This is a genomic window from Aeromonas sp. FDAARGOS 1402 (genome assembly GCF_019046925.1).
Classification (GTDB): Bacteria; Pseudomonadota; Gammaproteobacteria; order Enterobacterales; family Aeromonadaceae; genus Aeromonas; species Aeromonas caviae.
Genome location: NZ_CP077201.1, coordinates 2,874,158 through 2,890,893, shown reverse-complemented (window position 1 = coordinate 2,890,893; position 16,736 = coordinate 2,874,158). Strand labels below are relative to the sequence as shown.

Genomic DNA, 16,736 nt, shown 5'->3' with positions numbered 1-16,736 from the left:
TCCCCAAATGGCGCGGAACCCGGTGCTCTATTGAGTAGATGGATTATTATTTTCATGACATCGAACGGGAAGGAAACATCGACATGACCTTTGAGCAGATAGAGCTGGTCCAGAAAGCCTGGGGCAGGGTGAGCGCCCTGAACAACAGCTATGTCCAGGAGGTGTATGAAGAGCTGTTCAGATTGTCTCCCGAACTCAGGGCCCTCTTCCCCCCACATCAGGAGCTGCCCGTTGCCAAGGTGTCGGACACCCTGAACACCGTCATCACCAGCCTCTCCCAACTGGATGCACTGGGTTTCATCATTCGCGATCTCGGCAGGCGTCACCAGCGATTCAACGTTCAACCCCACCAGTTTGCGCTGCTCAAACAGGCGCTGACCCAGGTACTGGCACGGCGTCTCGGCAGTGGTTTTACCCCGGCACTGGCACAGGCCTGGTCGCAGATGTATGACGAAATAGCCGCCCTGATGCTGGACGGCATGACACAGCACACCGAATTGACCACCTGATCCCCTGGCCTTTGCCCCCAATCGCTCAATGGGTCTGTAACAGGCATTTTGCATGAATCAAATTTGCAATATGCGAAAATAGACTCATTCTGCACACGGGGTATGTTCGGCGCCCTAACACCTCACCTGAATCCCTTTCGCACTGCCTTGCCTGCATTCGCGACATCAAATCACAATAGATTGATTTTAAATGGATATTAAAAATAACCACGGGAAATGACTCACCCCTTCGCCACGCCACCTCTCTCTGGCACGGTCACTGCATTGTCACATTCAGCAATGAGTGATTAGGAGGATGGAACATGAAACTTCAACAACTGGCACTGTTCCCCTTGCCGTCCCACATTCTGCCCGGTGGCAAGCTCCCCCTTCGCCTGTTCGAGCCGCGCCACCTGCAGATGCTCAAGGAGTCCTTCCTCGAGGATCGTGGCTTTGGCATCGTGATGGAAGAGACCACCAGCACGGGCACCTGCGGACGGATTCTCCCGGTCGGAACCCGCGTCAAGGTGACTGATTTTTATACCCTCAACGACGGTTTGCTCGGGGTCACCGTGCTCGGCCTTGAACGCTTCTGCATCCACGAGATGGAAACGGATAGCGCAGGCCTCAGGCACGCACAGGTCGAGCCGTTGCCCAACTGGCCGAGTGCGGATTCTGATATCAGCGACAACCAGCTGGTCAGCCGATTGAGAGAGGTCTTTGCACAATACCCGGAACTGGATGAGCTCTACCCGGACAAGCAGTTCGACGATGCAGCCTGGCTCTGCCAACGCTGGCTCGAGATCCTGCCCATGCCGATCTATGAAAAACAGATGTTGATTGCCAAACAGAACAGTGAAGCGGCGCGCCAGTTCTTGCGCCGACTGATCGCACAGTGAGTCAAAGAGTGAGTCAACGGTTGGTTTGCAAAACGCGAATTCTCGGCACTGGATTCTTATAATGAAAAAATGAGAATTGCATTTTGCAATCACGGTAGCGATAAATAACACACAATTCAGCTACAGGCCGCAAATAACAGGTTTTGAAAAGTTGGCACGACTTTTTCATATAAAACCGTACAACCCGATTTATCCCGTGCTCTCTTCAGTATTTGCTGAAGAATTGGTCAACCACCAGGTTGACCATTTTTTTTACCCAAAATCGGCCGACATCACCTGCAATGGCGGAGCAGGCAGCTTCGCAGCCTGGCAAGACTGATGGGTTTGGCCAGAAAATCGTTCATGCCCTGGGCAAGGCAGCGGGCCCTGTCCTCCATCATGGCATTGGCCGTCAACGCGACGATGGGCACCTCGCACCCCATGTCCCGCAGGCGCCGGGTCGCCTCCAGCCCATCCATCTGCGGCATCCGCATATCCATCAGGACAAGGTCCGGCTGCTGCTTCGCCACCTGTGCCAGGGCCTCCAGACCATTGCCTGCCAGCCTCACCCTGCACACCAGCTTCTGCAGCATCAGGGATACCACCAGCTGATTGACCGGACTGTCTTCCACCACCAGCACATCCAGCTCCAGTCTGGCGCACTCTTCACTGCCGGGGGCAGCGGCCGGAGCACAGGGAGAGGCCATCCCGGGCAGCTCGAACCAGAAGCAGCTTCCCAGCCCAGGCGTGCTCTGCACGCAAATATCTCCCCCCATCAGCTGCACCAGCCGCCTGCAGATGGCCAGTCCGAGCCCCGAGCCGGAGAAGCGGCGGGTTGCCGAACTGTCGACCTGATAGAAGGGTTCGAACAGCAACGCCTGATCCTCGGTGGAGATGCCGATCCCCGTGTCGCTGACCATGACCCCCAACTTTTCCTCCTCCCAAGTCAACGCCAGACGCACGCTGCCGACGGAGGTGAACTTCACGGCATTGCCAAGCAGGTTGCCTATCACCTGGGAGAGGCGGACGGCATCCCCTTGAAGGCGTTCGGGGAGCGTCTCATCCAGATGCCAGTGCAGAGTGATGCCCTTGGCACTGGCCTGTGCCTGCAAGGGCTCCACCAGGGCACGGCACAGCTCGGCTGGCTGAAAGGGTTCACAGTGCAGCGTCAGGGTATGTGACTCTATTTTCGAGAAATCGAGCACATCGTCGATGATGGTCTGCAACAGATGCGCAGAGTGGGTGGCATGGCCGATGAGGGTCTGTTGCGGAGTGTCGAGCCGGCCGTGCTGCAGCAGATCCAGCATCCCCAGCACGGCGTTCATGGGAGAGCGGATCTCGTGGGTCATCATGGCGAGGAACTGGGATTTGGCACGGTTGGCCGTCTCGGCATCGTCCCGCGCCCGCGCCAGCTCCTGCTCGCGGCGGATCTGGCTGCCTATCTCCCGCGCCGTGCCCCGATAGCCGAGGAAGCGGCCACCGGCATCATGGCAAGGCTCCGCATTGATCTCCATCCAGCAAGGCCCGCCCGCCAGCATCACCTGGGCCCGCATTCCCCGCACCGGCAGATGGTGGGCGATCAGGTGCCGATAGTGGCTCCAGGCCGGGTCCTGCTTGTCGTGGGCAAAATCATAGAGGCTTCTCCCCGTCTGGCGGGCCAGCACTTCCCCCTGATAGCCAGGGGCAGAGACATAGCTGAGCCTGTGCTGGGGATCGGTCTCCCAGAACCAATCGGAGGCCATGGCGGCAAAACTGCGAAAACGCTGTTCGCTGGCCTGCAGGGCCAGGGTCTTGAGGTCAACCTGTTCTTGCAGGCGAGCCCGATAGGCGATGTTGACCAGAGCCTGGGAGATGAGCGGGCGACAACGCTGCATCGCCGCCTTGCTCTTGAGATCGAAGGTGCCCGCCACGCTGTGCCGGCAGATGAGCACACCGGAAAACCCCGGTCCCTGCAAGCCTGTCATCATGACGCTGGCCCAGCCCGGCGCCCCTGCCAGCGGCGCCAGCTCAGGCAGTTGGGCGGGATCATAGATGACCAGGGTCTCCCCCTCGATGGCCCTGGAGAAGAGCGGTGTCAGCGACCAGGTCCGGCCCACCTCGTCCGGCTGGGTGCTCAGATGGGTGCTGCCCCTCACGGCCTCCCAGGCGACCACGTCCGCCTGTTCGAATCCGATAAAGGGCTTGAGAGCAAGAATGAGACTCTCCAGTACCTGCTCCAGACTCTGTGCCTGTGCCAGGGTCGCCACCCCGCACAGCAGGGCTTGGGACTCCTCCCGATATCTGGCCTCCCGCTCCCGGCAACGCATCAGCTCCACCAGCGTGGTTTGCAGTTTGTCGCCCAGGGTTTCGAGTTCGCTATTCCCTATCATCTTGAATCCAGCACAGTGTCAGCTCTCGAGGAAGATTACGCTCGACACCATGAGGTTGCCGTGCGCCAGCTCACCATGGGGTAATCGTCCCTGTTCACCGAAGGTAAAGGGCGTGATGAAGGGGATCTCACCCAGCCTCTGACTGAATTGACTGACGATGTCCCCCAGCCTGTCCCCCAGTGCCAGCCGACAACCGGCACAAAACACCACCAGGGCGCCAAAGGGGCGCATATTGCTCGCCATGCCATATTCAGGCTCGATATTCACCGCATTCAGGCTGCGCTGCAACAACCCTTCCTGGCTGCTGTACATGAGCAGCAGCCGCTCTCCCAGTCGGGTCTCGGTAAAGAGGCGCAGCCCCTCCCGCGCCGTCACCGCCTCGGGATGGGAGAGCTTGTAGTAGGGCAGGTCATCGAGCATGCCGACCTGACGGGCCAGTGGCGAGAGCGTCGTCTCCCTGAGGATGGGGCCCACCGGCCAGGGCGTCGCACGCTCGGTCCAGCGACCATAGACCCGGGCCGCCGGCTCGTGATCGATGGTCAGCACCTCCCGCCCGTCTATCCCGGTAATGATGCCGCGACACTCGGTGGGTACATAGCCTGAATGAAACTGGAACGCCAGTTGGCAATCGGGGTAAAGCACCGCCAACACGCACCCTTGTGATCCCTCCCCTTCGTCCCAGCACAGCTGCCACTGCCCGGCCACGCCGTCGTCTGCCGCCGACCCGCCGACGACGGGAACGGTCGCGCCAAACTCGGCGTCGATCCCCGCGAGCACAGCCTCCTCCAGCCCCGGGCTGGTGTGCAGCAACACGAGCTGCGGCAGCTCTCCCGGTCGGCCACCATCGGCGATGGCGCGGCGCAGCAATGCCCGCACATCCGGTTGATCCCCCATCTGGCCAGCCACGCCATAGGCCCCCTTGTCATCATAAAGGGCGGCGACCGACAGGCTCCAGCCATGCCGACCATGATGGCCATCCTGGGTCAGGATACCGCCGCAGGAGCTGCAACCGATCAGCCGGGTATCGGGAAAACGTGCCTTGAGCGCACGGCGCAGTTCCGCCGCCTCGTGTGCTTGGGTAAAATAGACCAGCAACAGCGATGGAACATGGGATGACTGGGCATGCAACCGCTCTGTAACTTGTTGGGCGGCCAGTGGGGTCGTCTCGGCAAGCGAGTGAGCCGTCAGGAAGTTCAACATCGTCTCCTAGGGGTACGGGATGCTTGCATCAAGCAAAAATCATACCCTTATCAAACAATTACCTGGCCATGGAGACTAGAATGGTGCTCACTGGCCTCCCACGGGATCACTGCATGTGGCAGAAAAATATCAATGACTTCGACCGGGTTGTCGCCATCGGCGGCGGGCACGGTATGGGCCGGGTGCTCTCTTCCCTGTCGTTCTTGGGATCCCGGCTGACGGGCATCGTCACCACCACGGATGATGGCGGCTCCACCGGACGCCTGCGCAAAAGCCAGGAGTGCATCGCCTGGGGGGATCTGCGCAACTGCCTCAACCAGCTGGTGACCACCCCCAGCATCGGTAGCCAGCTGTTCGAGCACCGCTTTACCGGCCGCGGCGAGCTCGCGGGCCACAACCTCGGCAACCTGATGCTGCTGGCCCTCGACAACCTCTGCGTGCGCCCCCTGGATGCCATCCGGCTCATCAGCGACATGCTGGAAATTGAACCCAATCTGCTGCCCATGTCCGAGCATCCCACCGATCTGTGCGCCCACACCGTCTGTGGCGATCAGATCCTGGGGGAGGTCTCCATCGATCAGCTCACCACGCCGCCACGGGCCCTGAGCCTGAAACCGGTCGTGCCCGCCACGCGCGAAGCGGTCGAGGCGCTGAGCCAGGCCGACATGATCATCCTGGGGCCGGGCAGCTTCCTCACCTCCATCATGCCTCCTCTGCTGCTGCGCGAAATTGCGGAGGCGATCCGCAGCAGCCGCGCCATCGTCGTGTTCATCAGCAATCTGGTGGACGAAGAGGGTCCGGCAGGCCAGTTGTCACTGTCCAGTCAACATCGTTGGCTGGAAGAGCGGATAGGCAGCGGCCGGATCGATGCCATTCTGGCTCCCGAGGGCCCCCAGGTACCCGAGCTGCAGCACTGCCTCGTTCGGGCCGAGCTGGGTGAAGCGGCCCTCCCCCACCGCCACGACCGCCTCAAGCTGCGGCTGGCACTCGACACAGTGATCCTGAGCAGGCTTGGCGAGCGCGACATGGCGGGCTGATGCCCTTCTGGATCAGTGAAACTGGGCCAGATGGGTGAAGACCTGGGGCAGGGAGTGCTCCAGCTCCGCCAGCAGTCTGCCGGCCTCTTGCTCATCTTCCCGGCGACAGGCGGACTCCAGATCCATCACCTGCTGATAGCTGGGTTTGGCGCCATAGCTGCCACAGGACGATTTCATGCTGTGGGCAAGACGCGCCAGGGCTGACCAGTCCCGCTGCTCAAAAAGCGGTCTTAATTGGGCCAACTGCTCGCCTACCTCTTCGACAAACACCGAGATGACGACCGGCATCATCTCGTGACCGATATCATCTGCCAGTTGTCGCAGCACTTTCTGATCCAGCCACTCCATCTTCTCTTCCCTATGATGGTATTCAAACAGACCACAATATAGCGGACCCACAGCCCCGCTGTCACCCGTCCTTCGGGCATGCCCGTATCGCTCCGGGTGCTCTTGCGACACCAGAATGTGAGCAGCTTCAAGTTATCGGTATGTCAGTCAGAATGGAGAGAGATAAAGGTTGTCACAAAATTAACATTAAAGTAACAATGCAACCCATGAGAATGATGCGGCTCAGCAACACCTCTCTCATCCCTTTTTGCCTGTATGGCTGCTGCGAAGAACCAGGGTAGACATCTACCCTGGTATTTTTTATTTCTGGTTCAACAAGTTGGCTGCATTGCCATATTCCAGCTCGCCCAGCCTGAACAGGCAGAACTCCCCGGGCACCATCTTCACCCAATTCTCGTTGCCGGTGAGCGGCCGGGTGGCGATCAGGGTCACCACATCGTTCGGCGTGGTTTCACTCTGAAAGTCGATGGCCACATCCTCATCCAGCAGACGGGCTTCGCCAAAGGGAGCCCTGCGCGTCAACCAGTAAAGATTGTTGCTGCAATAGGTCATCACGAACTCTCCGTCCGACAGCAGCATGTTGAACACCCCGAGCCCGCGCAGCTCGTCGCACAGGGTCGCGAGGTAGCGGAACATGGCGGGGAAATTTGCCGGCCGTTTGGGGTACTTGTGCTCCAGCCTGTCGAGCAGCCAGCAGAAGGCGTGCTCGCTGTCGGTGTCGCCTACCGGGCGGTGCCGCCCCGTGGGCAGCCTCTTGTAACCGGTCAACTGGCCATTGTGGGCAAAGGTCCAGTAACGGCCCCACAGTTCGCGGGTAAAGGGGTGGGTGTTTTCCAGGGAGACACACCCCCGGTTCGCCTGCCGGATATGGCTGACCACGGCACGGCTCTTGATGGGCAGTGCCTGGACCAGCTTGGCGATGGGAGACTGGGCGCTGGGTTCGGGATCCTTGAAGGTGCGAAAACCCCGCCCCTCATAGAAGGTGATCCCCCAGCCATCCTTGTGGGGACCGGTCTTGCCGCCCCGCAGCATCAGCCCGGTAAAGCTGAAGCAGATGTCGGTCGGCACATTGGCACTCATGCCGAGCAGTTCGCACATATACCATCCACTCCCTGAATGTCTTGACTCTGGTTTCGTCAATCAACCGTCACGGCTGGATGAGAGGGCGGGTATGGTCACCCATCCCCCCCTCTCAATCCCGGATCGTTGATTACTTGGCCATCTCTTTTTCAACCAGCTGGATCAGAATGTGGATCACCTTGATGTGCACTTCCTGGATGCGGTCGGCATAACCGAAGTGCGGTACACGGATCTCCACATCGGCCAGACCAGCCATCTTGCCGCCGTCCTTGCCAGTCAGGGCAATCACCTTCATCCCTTTGGCACGGGCCGCCTCGATGGCTTTGAGGATGTTGCCGGAGTTGCCGCTGGTGGAGATGCCGAGCAGCACGTCACCACGGCGGCCGACGGCCTCCACATAGCGGGAGAAGACATAGTCATAGCCAAAGTCGTTGGAGACGCAGGAGAGGTGGCTGGGATCGGAGATGGCGATGCCGGCATAGCCTGGGCGGTTCTCGCGATAACGACCGGTCAGCTCCTCGGCAAAGTGCATGGCATCGCAGTGGGAGCCGCCGTTGCCGCAGGAGAGTACCTTGCCTTCCTGCTTGAAGGAGTCGGCGAGCAGCCTGGCCGCCGCCTCGATGTTTTTCAGATTTTGCTCATCTGCCAGGAACGCCTGAAGCACGCTGGCAGCCTCGGTCAACTCGTTGCGGATCAGTTCTTGGTACATGGTTCTTGAAATCTCGTCGTCCAACATAGGGTGGCGGCATTGTCGCACAAGCCAGTCCAATCGTCGCCCCCCGCCCGCCAAGATGGGGCGGGCAGTGCGTTATAGCGATCACAGAGCCAAGGTAACAGGCTTGTAAACAGCTTGATAAGTTTGTGCGTATGAATTACAACAGGGGCCACATCCAACAGGTCAGACCTCTGGATCAGTTAACGCCAATTTCCCAACCTCGGCAATTCATGCAAGGAGCAAACAATGACGACGACCCTCACTCTGCTCGGGGTGATCCTGGTGATCGGCGCCATGGCCTATCGCCGTGCGTCCCTGTTCACCGCCACGCTTGCCACGGCCGCCGCCCTGGTCGCCGGCACCTTCTATGGCCATGTGCCCCTGCTGGTGTGGGCGCTGTTCGCGGTGATAGCCCTGCCCCTCAATCTGGTGGAGTTTCGCCGCAACCAGCTGACCAAGCCGCTGTTCAAGATCTACAAGTCCATCATGCCGGAGATGTCCCGAACCGAGAAGGAAGCCATCGAAGCGGGGACGACCTGGTGGGAAGCGGATCTGTTTGCCGGCAACCCGGACTGGAAGAAGCTGCACGCTATTCCGGTGAGCACCCTCAGCGCCGAGGAGCAGGCCTTCATGGACGGCCCGGTTGAAGAAGTGTGCCGTATGGTCAACGACTGGGAAGTGACCCACGAACGTGCCGATCTCTCTCCCGAGGTGTGGCAATACCTGAAGGACAACAAGTTCTTCGCCATGATCATCAAGAAGAAATACGGTGGGCTGGAGTTCTCCGCCTACGCCCAGTCCTGCGTGCTGCAAAAGCTGTGCGGCGCCAGCGCCGTGCTCGCCTCTACCGTCGGCGTGCCCAACTCCTTAGGGCCGGGTGAGTTGCTGCAACACTACGGTACTGAGGAGCAGAAGGATTACTACCTGCCCCGTCTGGCCGTCGGCAAGGAGATCCCCTGTTTCGCCCTGACCAGCCCGGAAGCAGGTTCTGATGCGGGCTCGATTCCCGACTTCGGCATCGTCTGCAAAGGCGAGTGGGAAGGGGAAGAGGTGCTCGGCATGCGCCTGACCTGGAACAAGCGCTACATTACCCTGGCTCCCATCGCCACCGTACTCGGCCTCGCCTTCAAGCTGCGTGACCCTGACCACCTGCTGGGTGAGGAAGAAGAGCTCGGCATCACCTGCGCCCTCATTCCGACCCACATCAAGGGAGTCGACATCGGTCGCCGCCACTTCCCGCTCAACGTGCCGTTCCAGAACGGCCCGACCCGCGGCAAGGACGTGTTTGTACCGCTCGACTTCATCATCGGCGGTCCGGCCATGGCCGGTCAGGGCTGGCGCATGCTGGTGGAGTGCCTCTCCGTCGGTCGCGGCATCACCCTGCCCTCCAACAGCACGGGCGGCGTCAAGATGCTGGCCCTGGCCACCGGTGCCTACAGCCGCATCCGTCGCCAGTTCAAGCTGCCGATTGGCAAGATGGAAGGGATTGAAGAGCCGCTGGCACGCCTGGGTGGCAACGCCTACATCATGGGCGCCGCTGCCAAACTGACGGTCACCGGCATCGATCTCGGTGAAAAACCCTCGGTCATCTCCGCCATCGTCAAGTACCACCTCACCGACCGCGCCCAGAAGTGCATCATCGATGCCATGGACATCCATGGCGGCAAGGCCATCTGCATGGGGCCGAACAACTATCTGGCCCGTGGCTATCAGGGGGCGCCCATCGCCGTGACCGTCGAAGGAGCCAATATCCTGACCCGCAGCATGATCATTTACGGTCAGGGAGCCATCCGTTGCCACCCCTACGTGTTGCCGGAGATGCTGGCAGCCAGCCACCCCGACAAAGAGCAGGCGCTGAAAGATTTCGACAAGGCGATGTTCAGCCACGTGGGCTTTGCCATCAGCAACCTGGTGCGCAGCTTCTGGCTGGGGCTGACCGGTGCCCGCTTCACCGCCGCGCCCTACAAGGATCAGACCAAGGGCTACTATCAGCAACTATCCCGCCTCTCCGCCAACCTGGCCTTCCTGTCAGACATGGCGATGGGCACCCTGGGTGGCGAGCTCAAGCGCAAAGAGCGGGTCTCTGCCCGCCTCGGCGATGTGCTGAGCCAGCTCTATCTGGCCTCCAGCGCCCTCAAGCGCTATCAGGATGAAGGACGCCAGCAGGCCGACCTGCCGCTGCTGCACTGGGCACTGCAAGACGCCCTGTTCAAGGCTCAGGAAGCGATCGACGAGTTGCTGCGCAACTTCCCGAACCGCTGGATTGGTCTGGCCCTGCGCGCCATCGTGCTGCCCCTTGGTCGCGACCTGAAGCGTCCCTCCGACAAGCTCGACAGCCAGGTGGCCCGCCTGCTCCAGGTGCCAAGTGCCACTCGCAGCCGTCTGGCCGAGGGTCAATATCTCACGCGCGAGGAGGGCAACCCCTTCGGGCTGCTGGAACAGGCGCTGGACGATGTGCTGACCGCAGAGCCGCTGTTTGACAAGGTGTGCAAAGCCGAAGGGAGCAAACGCCCCTTCACCCAGCTCGACAAGGTGGCAGAGGCGGGCCTGAGCCTCGGTGTCATCAACCAGGCCGAAGCGGACCTGTTGCGGCGCGCCGAGGAGAGTCGTCTTCGCACCATCAACGTCGATGACTTCGATCCCGTCGACCTGGTGGCCAACAAGGCACTGTTTGAAGCCTCCGCCTATCACAGGGCAGCTTGATGCCTCTGATGCCAGAACGCCTCCCTTGTGGAGGCGTTTTTCATGAAAGGGCTGGTGGATGGCATTCGATACGAAGAAAGAGAAACCGACTGGATCATATTTTGGATATCAATCCGTTTCCTATATTGAATGAAGCGGTTAAGGTAAGCACAGGATCACACACAGGATTGCATAATGGATGATCAAATCCTGATTATTGATGATGAAGATCTTCCCCAATCAGCACCGCGTCCCGCCGGCTGGAAGGTGATGATAGTGGACGATGAACCCGAAGTGCATCGCATCACCAAAATCACCCTGAACAAGTTTGAATTCGACGGCAAGCCGATCGATTTTCTGCACGCCTACTCTGCGGCTGAAGCCAAAGCCTTGCTCGCCCTCACCCCGGATGTCGCCCTGCTGCTGCTCGACGTCGTCATGGAGGTCGACCATGCCGGTCTCGAGGTGGTCAAGTTCGTGCGCGACGAGCTGCAAAACAAGATGGTGCGCATCGTGCTGCGAACCGGTCAGCCCGGCCAGGCCCCGGAAGATGACGTGGTGACCAACTACGATATCAACGACTACAAGGACAAGACCGAGCTCACCTCCCAGAAACTGCGCACCCTGCTGCGCGCCAGCCTGCGCTCTTACCGGGACATCCGAACCCTTGAGAGCAATCGACAGGGGCTGGAGAAGGTCATCGAGGCGTCCAAGGGGATCTTCGAGCAGCGCGCCCTGCGCCAGTTCGTCGAAGGAGCCCAGACCCAGCTCAGCGCCCTGCTCAATCTGGAAGAGTCCCAGATTTACGATGTGAAGCACCTGGCGTATGAGGTGCGGGATCAGGTGCTCGAGCCTCTGCTCAGCGATGGTCCCATGCTGCGCCTCGTCGATGCGCCGGAAATCCTGCGCTGTGCCATGGCCAAGGGAGCCAATGTCTACGATGGCAACCAGATGGTGCTCTATTGCCAGAATGCCCGTCATCACCTGCTGTTCCACATCGAGACCACTCGCCCGCTCAGCCAGATGGACACCGGGCTGCTGAGCCTGTTCACCGAAAACATCATAGTGGCGCTGGAGAATATCCGGCTCAACGAGGTGATCGGTGACAACCAGCGAGAGATCATCTATCGCATCGGCGAACTGGTGGAGAGCCGCTCGAAGGAGTCCGGCTTGCACGTCAAGCGGGTGGCCCTCTACACCGAACTGTTCTGCAAGCTGCTCGGCATGAATGAGGACAGGTGCGAGCTCATCAAGCGGGCCTCTCCCCTGCACGACATCGGCAAAGTGGGGATCCCGGACGCCATCTTGCACAAACCGGGCAAACTCACTCCCGAGGAATGGGAGATCATGAAAACCCACGCCCAGCTTGGGCAGGACATGCTCTCCGGCAGTGACCTGGCCCTGTTCCAGATAGGCGCCACCATCGCGGGCAACCATCACGAGAAGTGGAATGGCAGCGGCTATCCCCGCGGATTGAAGGGAGAGGACATTCCGCTGGAAGGACGCATCGTCGCCCTGGCGGATGTGTTCGATGCCCTGGGCTCGGATCGTTGCTACAAGCAGGCCTGGCCGCTGGATCAGGTGCTGGCGCTGATCAAGGAGGAGAAAGGAGAGCACTTCGACCCCCTCCTGGTGGACCTGATGCTGGCCAATCTGGAGAAGTTCCTCGATATTCGCGAACAGTACAAAGACATCTATATCGGCGCTCACTGATATCGGATTCACCCCATCCACTTGCCACCATGAAGAAGCCGCCCATTGGGCGGCTTCTTTGCAATGTGCGCGGAATTATTGCTCCGGCAGATTGAGATCCAGTTTGGGGGTTGCTGGCGTCTCTTCAAGTTGCGCCTTCTGCGCCGCCATCGCCTTGTGCAGGGTGCGGCGCTTTTGCAGCAGAATGAAACCACCCGCCCCCAGCAAGAGCAGCAACACGCCACCTCCCCCCAGCGCCCAGGGCAGCCAGACCGGACTCTCCCGCTCCTCGAACCGGTCGGGGGTGGCGGCGGATGCGGGCATGGCCGCAGAGGGTGCGGGAGGGGGGGGAGGCGGTGCTATGGTGAACGACTTGGCCGGCAATTGCAGTTGCACCTCGCGACCGAGCCGGGTTGTTCCAAAGAGGGTGGCCTCCACCTTGTACTGCCCTGCCGCCTTGAGGGCGGAGAGATCCACGCCAAAACGCGGCGCTGTCGCCACCTCGTTGAACGTCATGCTACTGCCCCCGCCGTCGATGGCCTTGCCCTGGATGACCACGGAGGCGGGATCCAGTTCATCCACATCGATGACCAGAGAGAGCTTGGCTCCCCCCTCCCCGGAGGGGGGATTCAGGGAATAGCTGACCGGCCAGGGGTAGAGCAGCACCTGCTGTGACTGGGCTCGTGAGAAGACCTCATTGCCGGTGCTGAAGAGGGCTCGGTATTTTCCCGCAGGGACGTCCAGTACCGCCTCGGCGGTCAAGATACCGTCCCCCGGCACTTCGTCCACCCCCTTGCCATCATCCATGTAGCGTCCCAGGGTCTCCTCGAACACGGGATCGCCGCTCTGGCTGGCATCGTTGAACTGCTGCAGCTTGACGGTCATGCCCAGATCGGTGAGGTAGTAACCCGCCCCAGGCGCCGCGCCATCGATCAGCAGACGGGATTGCAGTTTGACCCGCTCACCCTGATAGAGGCGGGCCGGCAGCGGCTCGCTCTCGACCTGGATGTCGGTGAGCAGGCGCACCCGATTGTCGGGGTCCACCTCCCCGATCGCCTGCCAGGGGCCGGGCATGGGGTCGCGGATGGTGATGAGATCCTGATCCTTGAGGGGCAACCAGCCCACGTCGGGCGGCTTGACCTTGCCCACATAGAGCTTGCTGCCATCGGGTCGCACCAGGATCACAGAGGGCGTCCCCGGCTTGCGCTTGATGATGAAGGTGATCTCCTTCACGCCGTAATCGATGCGAAAGCGGTTGTCGAGCAGAGGAATGTCGGAAGGCGCAAACACCTCGTTGGCCGCGGCCGGGAGGGAGGCCAGCAGCAGCAGCCCCCAAAGCGATCTCATTGCCGCCACAGGCAGGCACCTCCTTTTTTCTGTACCAGATCCAGCCTCGCTTCATGGGCAGCCGCCACCTCGTCGCTCGCGCGAACCACCCTGAGCGGCGGGCGATTGCTCTCCAGACGACGAATGCCGGTATCCTGGCTGGTCTCGCTCTCGCTGGTTTCGCTCGCCAGATTGAGTTTGGTCTGGCCACCCGTCATCAGGAGGTAGACGTCCGCCAGGATCTCCGCATCAAGCAAGGCGCCGTGCAGGGTACGGTGAGAGTTGTCGATGCCGTAGCGATCGCACAACACGTCCAGGTTGTTGCGCTTGCCCGGGAAGAGATCCCGCGCCATCGCCAGGGTATCCGTGATGCCGCAGATATCCGCCGTCTTGAAGTTCAGACCGAGCTTGCTGAACTCATAGTCCATGAAGCTCACGTCAAAGGGGGCGTTGTGGGCGATGAGCTCGGCGCCGCGAATGAACTCGATGAAATCGTCCGCTATCTGGTTGAAAGAGGGCTTGTCAGCCAGGAAGGCATCCGTGATGCCGTGCACGGCGATGGCCTCGGGGTCCACCAGCCGATCCGGCTTGATGTAGACGTGGAAATGGTTGCCGGTGAGTTTGCGGTTGATCACCTCCACACAGCCGATCTCGATGATGCGGTGCCCAAGATAGACAGGGCCGCCCGCGGTGTTCATGCCGGTGGTTTCGGTATCCAGAATGATCTGGCGATTCAGTTGGGGTGTGCTCATGATCAAATCCATGTCAAACTTCGGTTTTACTCGCTAGTTTACCCCAAGCCTCTCGCTAAAACAGATTGATTGCTCATGTTGAAACAGATTGATTTATTCACGGATGGCTCCTGCTTAGGCAACCCGGGCCCCGGCGGCTATGGTGCCGTCATGGTCTATGGCAAGCATCGCAAGGAGATCTCCGCAGGTTTTCGATTGACCACCAATAACCGGATGGAGCTGATGGCCGCCATCATGGGGCTGCGGACCCTGAACGAACCCTGCCAGGTGCGGCTTACCACCGACAGCCAGTATGTGCGCCAGGGGATCACCCAATGGATCATCGGCTGGAAGAAGAAGGGCTGGATGACCGCCAACCGTCAGCCGGTCAAGAACGTCGATCTCTGGCAGGCCCTGGATGCGGAAGTGGCCCGTCACCAGATCGAATGGCTCTGGGTGAAAGGACACTCGGGCCACCCGGAAAACGAACGCTGTGACGAGCTTGCCCGTGAGGCCGCCAGCGGCAAGCAGCTTGCCGAAGACAGCGGCTACCAGCCCTGATGCCCGCTAGCCGCCCTGGCGCGCCATTCCTGGCGCGGCCATCGACTCCGGCAGCCGCCAGCGGCGACGCACCGGTGTAACGGGGAAACGCCGCTTGCGGGCGGCAATCACGTAAACAGACGCCAGGGAGCGGCAATAGTCCCGCCCCAGACTCTCCCGCCACCAGCCGATCTTGCTCTGCCTGCCCATGAAGGAGAAACCGAACCGCTCGTCGAACATCACCTCACAGCCGAGCAATTGCAGCCAGTCGGTCACCCGTGCGGGCGTGAACATGCGGGCAGACCAGGGCAGATGCCGCCGCATGAAGGGCAGATAGTGACCCAGCCCCACCAGGCTGAGCGGGTTGTAACCGCTGACAATGAGCCAGCCATCGTCGGTCAGCACCCGTTCTGCCTCCCGCAGCACCTGATGAGGATCCGGCGAGAAATCGAGGCAGTGAGCCAGCAGGCAGGCATCCACGCTCCCCGATCGCACCGGCAAGGCGAGCGGATCCCCCTGGATGTCCAGCAGCCGTCCGCCGGGGGCGACACCGATTTGATGGCGAATAGTGGAACAGCCGCAGGAGAGTTCGGCGCTCAGGGCACCTATCTTGAGCAAGTGATAGCCAAAGAGGTGGGGGCACCAGTTGTCGAGGCGCTCCTGAAGCTCGGCGGCCACCCAGTCCCCCATGGGCAGTGCGGACCAACTGGTCGGAAGCGCGATCTGTTGTTCGGTACGTGCCAGTTGCATAATGGGACCAACTCGGGGGCGAATGCCATCCAGTTATATAAGATCCCTTCCTTAAAGAGAACACAAGAGACCTCGACCCATGTATACCGTCATCACAGTTCCCGCCTTCAGCGACAACTACATCTGGTTGATCCGTCATGAAAATCACTGCCTGGTCGTCGATCCGGGCGAGGCCGCTCCCGTGCTGGAACGGCTGGCTGCGCTGGATCTGGTGCTGGATGCCATCCTCCTGACCCATCACCACCGCGATCACGTCGGGGGCGTATCCGTGCTGCTGCAACACTTCCCCCACGCTCGCCTCTATGGTCCCAAGCATGACCCCATGCCGGACCATCACGGCCAGTGGCTCGATGACGGGGATCAGATCAACTGGCATGGCCTGAGTCTGGATGTCCTCCATGTGCCCGGTCACACCCTGGGGCACATCGCCTATTACGGCCAGGGCATGCTGTTTTGTGGCGATACCCTCTTCAGCGCCGGTTGCGGCCGTCTGTTCGAAGGGACCCCGGCACAGATGCACACTTCCCTGCAACGGCTCGCGGCACTGCCCGATGAGACCCTCCTTTATTGTGCCCATGAATACACGCTCTCCAACCTGCGTTTCGCCCATGCGGTCGAGCCCGACAACCTGGCGATCCAGCGGCAGATCGGCGTGATCAGCAGACTGCGTCAGCAGGGCCTCCCGAGTCTCCCCTCCCGGCTGGGAGATGAGCGGAATTTCAATGTTTTTCTGCGCTGCGAGCAGGGCTCGGTAAAATTTTCTGCTGAGAAATACGCCCTTAAATGCTTGGAAAATCCAGAGGATATCTTCGCTGTTCTCCGGGCCTGGAAGGACGTTTTTTGAACAAACCTTGATCAGGGGGGCATTGCCCCTTATGATGCGAGCTGTTTTTCCACAGA

At 60.5% G+C, this 16,736-nt stretch carries 15 protein-coding genes; 7 read left to right on the top strand and 8 right to left on the bottom strand.

Translation table 11 applies throughout. The features are described from left to right. The first annotated feature begins 38 nt into the window (after window positions 1–38). Window positions 39–509 carry a globin domain-containing protein gene (locus I6L32_RS13865; RefSeq protein ID WP_232098002.1) on the top strand — a complete coding sequence of 157 codons (471 nt, stop codon included), beginning with the start codon at window positions 39–41 and terminating at the stop codon, window positions 507–509. Window positions 510–811: 302 nt separating this feature from the next. Next, the gene (locus I6L32_RS13860) at window positions 812–1,387 is read left to right on the top strand and encodes an LON peptidase substrate-binding domain-containing protein (protein ID WP_103259830.1); all 576 of its coding nucleotides are present in this window, start codon (window positions 812–814) and stop codon (window positions 1,385–1,387) included. A 272-nt stretch (window positions 1,388–1,659) separates the two neighbouring features. On the opposite strand, the gene I6L32_RS13855 is transcribed toward I6L32_RS13860, so the two are convergent. Beyond that, window positions 1,660–3,735, bottom strand: coding sequence for an ATP-binding protein (locus tag I6L32_RS13855; RefSeq protein WP_010674147.1), 2,076 nt, complete (start codon window positions 3,733–3,735; stop codon window positions 1,660–1,662). Between the two features lie 18 nt (window positions 3,736–3,753). Continuing rightward, window positions 3,754–4,935, bottom strand: a complete 1,182-nt coding sequence (locus I6L32_RS13850) for an FIST signal transduction protein (protein WP_041215518.1) — start codon at window positions 4,933–4,935, stop codon at window positions 3,754–3,756. Between the two features lie 113 nt (window positions 4,936–5,048). Here I6L32_RS13850 and yvcK point away from each other — a divergent pair, with 113 nt between their 5' ends. Continuing rightward, window positions 5,049–5,972 (top strand): uridine diphosphate-N-acetylglucosamine-binding protein YvcK, encoded by a 924-nt coding sequence (gene yvcK, locus I6L32_RS13845; protein WP_029314269.1) that lies wholly within the window; start codon window positions 5,049–5,051, stop codon window positions 5,970–5,972. A gap of 12 nt (window positions 5,973–5,984) precedes the next feature. Here the strand turns inward: yvcK and I6L32_RS13840 are convergent, their stop codons facing one another. The 3 genes from I6L32_RS13840 to lpcA form a co-directional block, all read right to left on the bottom strand. Further along, on the bottom strand, window positions 5,985–6,320 hold the full coding sequence (locus I6L32_RS13840; RefSeq protein ID WP_010674144.1) for an Hpt domain-containing protein: 336 nt from the start codon (window positions 6,318–6,320) through the stop codon (window positions 5,985–5,987). Window positions 6,321–6,620: 300 nt separating this feature from the next. After that, complete coding sequence (locus tag I6L32_RS13835; RefSeq protein WP_010674143.1) at window positions 6,621–7,418, bottom strand: class II glutamine amidotransferase; 798 nt, start codon at window positions 7,416–7,418, stop codon at window positions 6,621–6,623. Between the two features lie 112 nt (window positions 7,419–7,530). Then, window positions 7,531–8,109 (bottom strand): D-sedoheptulose 7-phosphate isomerase, encoded by a 579-nt coding sequence (gene lpcA, locus I6L32_RS13830; protein ID WP_010674142.1) that lies wholly within the window; start codon window positions 8,107–8,109, stop codon window positions 7,531–7,533. Window positions 8,110–8,361: 252 nt separating this feature from the next. On the opposite strand from lpcA, the gene fadE reads away from it, so the two are divergent. Both fadE and I6L32_RS13820 read left to right on the top strand, forming a co-directional pair. Then, window positions 8,362–10,818 carry an acyl-CoA dehydrogenase FadE gene (fadE, locus tag I6L32_RS13825; protein WP_069784860.1) on the top strand — a complete coding sequence of 819 codons (2,457 nt, stop codon included), beginning with the start codon at window positions 8,362–8,364 and terminating at the stop codon, window positions 10,816–10,818. A gap of 174 nt (window positions 10,819–10,992) precedes the next feature. Beyond that, entirely contained in the window at window positions 10,993–12,510 is a 1,518-nt protein-coding gene (locus tag I6L32_RS13820; RefSeq protein ID WP_039038835.1) for an HD domain-containing phosphohydrolase, read from the top strand. Window positions 12,511–12,585: 75 nt separating this feature from the next. Here the strand turns inward: I6L32_RS13820 and I6L32_RS13815 are convergent, their stop codons facing one another. Then, window positions 12,586–13,836 carry a TIGR03503 family protein gene (locus I6L32_RS13815; protein WP_042865207.1) on the bottom strand — a complete coding sequence of 417 codons (1,251 nt, stop codon included), beginning with the start codon at window positions 13,834–13,836 and terminating at the stop codon, window positions 12,586–12,588. Further along, complete coding sequence (gene dnaQ / locus I6L32_RS13810; protein ID WP_069784858.1) at window positions 13,833–14,567, bottom strand: DNA polymerase III subunit epsilon; 735 nt, start codon at window positions 14,565–14,567, stop codon at window positions 13,833–13,835. The genes I6L32_RS13815 and dnaQ overlap by 4 nt, the downstream gene beginning before the upstream one ends. A 75-nt stretch (window positions 14,568–14,642) precedes the next feature. On the opposite strand from dnaQ, the gene rnhA reads away from it, so the two are divergent. Continuing rightward, window positions 14,643–15,107, top strand: a complete 465-nt coding sequence (gene rnhA, locus I6L32_RS13805) for a ribonuclease HI (RefSeq protein ID WP_010674138.1) — start codon at window positions 14,643–14,645, stop codon at window positions 15,105–15,107. 6 nt (window positions 15,108–15,113) lie between these two features. Here the strand turns inward: rnhA and I6L32_RS13800 are convergent, their stop codons facing one another. Further along, window positions 15,114–15,836 carry a class I SAM-dependent methyltransferase gene (locus I6L32_RS13800; RefSeq protein WP_010674137.1) on the bottom strand — a complete coding sequence of 241 codons (723 nt, stop codon included), beginning with the start codon at window positions 15,834–15,836 and terminating at the stop codon, window positions 15,114–15,116. 79 nt (window positions 15,837–15,915) lie between these two features. Between I6L32_RS13800 and gloB the strand changes: the two genes are divergently transcribed. Continuing rightward, a complete protein-coding gene (gene gloB, locus I6L32_RS13795) occupies window positions 15,916–16,680 on the top strand; it encodes a hydroxyacylglutathione hydrolase (protein ID WP_202014313.1) in 765 nt (254 codons plus the stop codon). Window positions 16,681–16,736 lie beyond the last annotated feature (56 nt).

Bases quoted from the DNA above. Each gene is read 5' to 3' on its own strand.
- I6L32_RS13865 (WP_232098002.1), top strand. From the start codon at position 39: ATGGATTATTATTTTCATGACATCGAACGGGAAGGAAACATCGACATG.
- I6L32_RS13860 (WP_103259830.1), top strand. From the start codon at position 812: ATGAAACTTCAACAACTGGCACTGTTCCCCTTGCCGTCCCACATTCTG.
- I6L32_RS13855 (WP_010674147.1), bottom strand. From the start codon at position 3,735: ATGATAGGGAATAGCGAACTCGAAACCCTGGGCGACAAACTGCAAACC.
- I6L32_RS13850 (WP_041215518.1), bottom strand. From the start codon at position 4,935: ATGTTGAACTTCCTGACGGCTCACTCGCTTGCCGAGACGACCCCACTG.
- yvcK (WP_029314269.1), top strand. From the start codon at position 5,049: ATGTGGCAGAAAAATATCAATGACTTCGACCGGGTTGTCGCCATCGGC.
- I6L32_RS13840 (WP_010674144.1), bottom strand. From the start codon at position 6,320: ATGGAGTGGCTGGATCAGAAAGTGCTGCGACAACTGGCAGATGATATC.
- I6L32_RS13835 (WP_010674143.1), bottom strand. From the start codon at position 7,418: ATGTGCGAACTGCTCGGCATGAGTGCCAATGTGCCGACCGACATCTGC.
- lpcA (WP_010674142.1), bottom strand. From the start codon at position 8,109: ATGTACCAAGAACTGATCCGCAACGAGTTGACCGAGGCTGCCAGCGTG.
- fadE (WP_069784860.1), top strand. From the start codon at position 8,362: ATGACGACGACCCTCACTCTGCTCGGGGTGATCCTGGTGATCGGCGCC.
- I6L32_RS13820 (WP_039038835.1), top strand. From the start codon at position 10,993: ATGGATGATCAAATCCTGATTATTGATGATGAAGATCTTCCCCAATCA.
- I6L32_RS13815 (WP_042865207.1), bottom strand. From the start codon at position 13,836: ATGAGATCGCTTTGGGGGCTGCTGCTGCTGGCCTCCCTCCCGGCCGCG.
- dnaQ (WP_069784858.1), bottom strand. From the start codon at position 14,567: ATGAGCACACCCCAACTGAATCGCCAGATCATTCTGGATACCGAAACC.
- rnhA (WP_010674138.1), top strand. From the start codon at position 14,643: ATGTTGAAACAGATTGATTTATTCACGGATGGCTCCTGCTTAGGCAAC.
- I6L32_RS13800 (WP_010674137.1), bottom strand. From the start codon at position 15,836: ATGCAACTGGCACGTACCGAACAACAGATCGCGCTTCCGACCAGTTGG.
- gloB (WP_202014313.1), top strand. From the start codon at position 15,916: ATGTATACCGTCATCACAGTTCCCGCCTTCAGCGACAACTACATCTGG.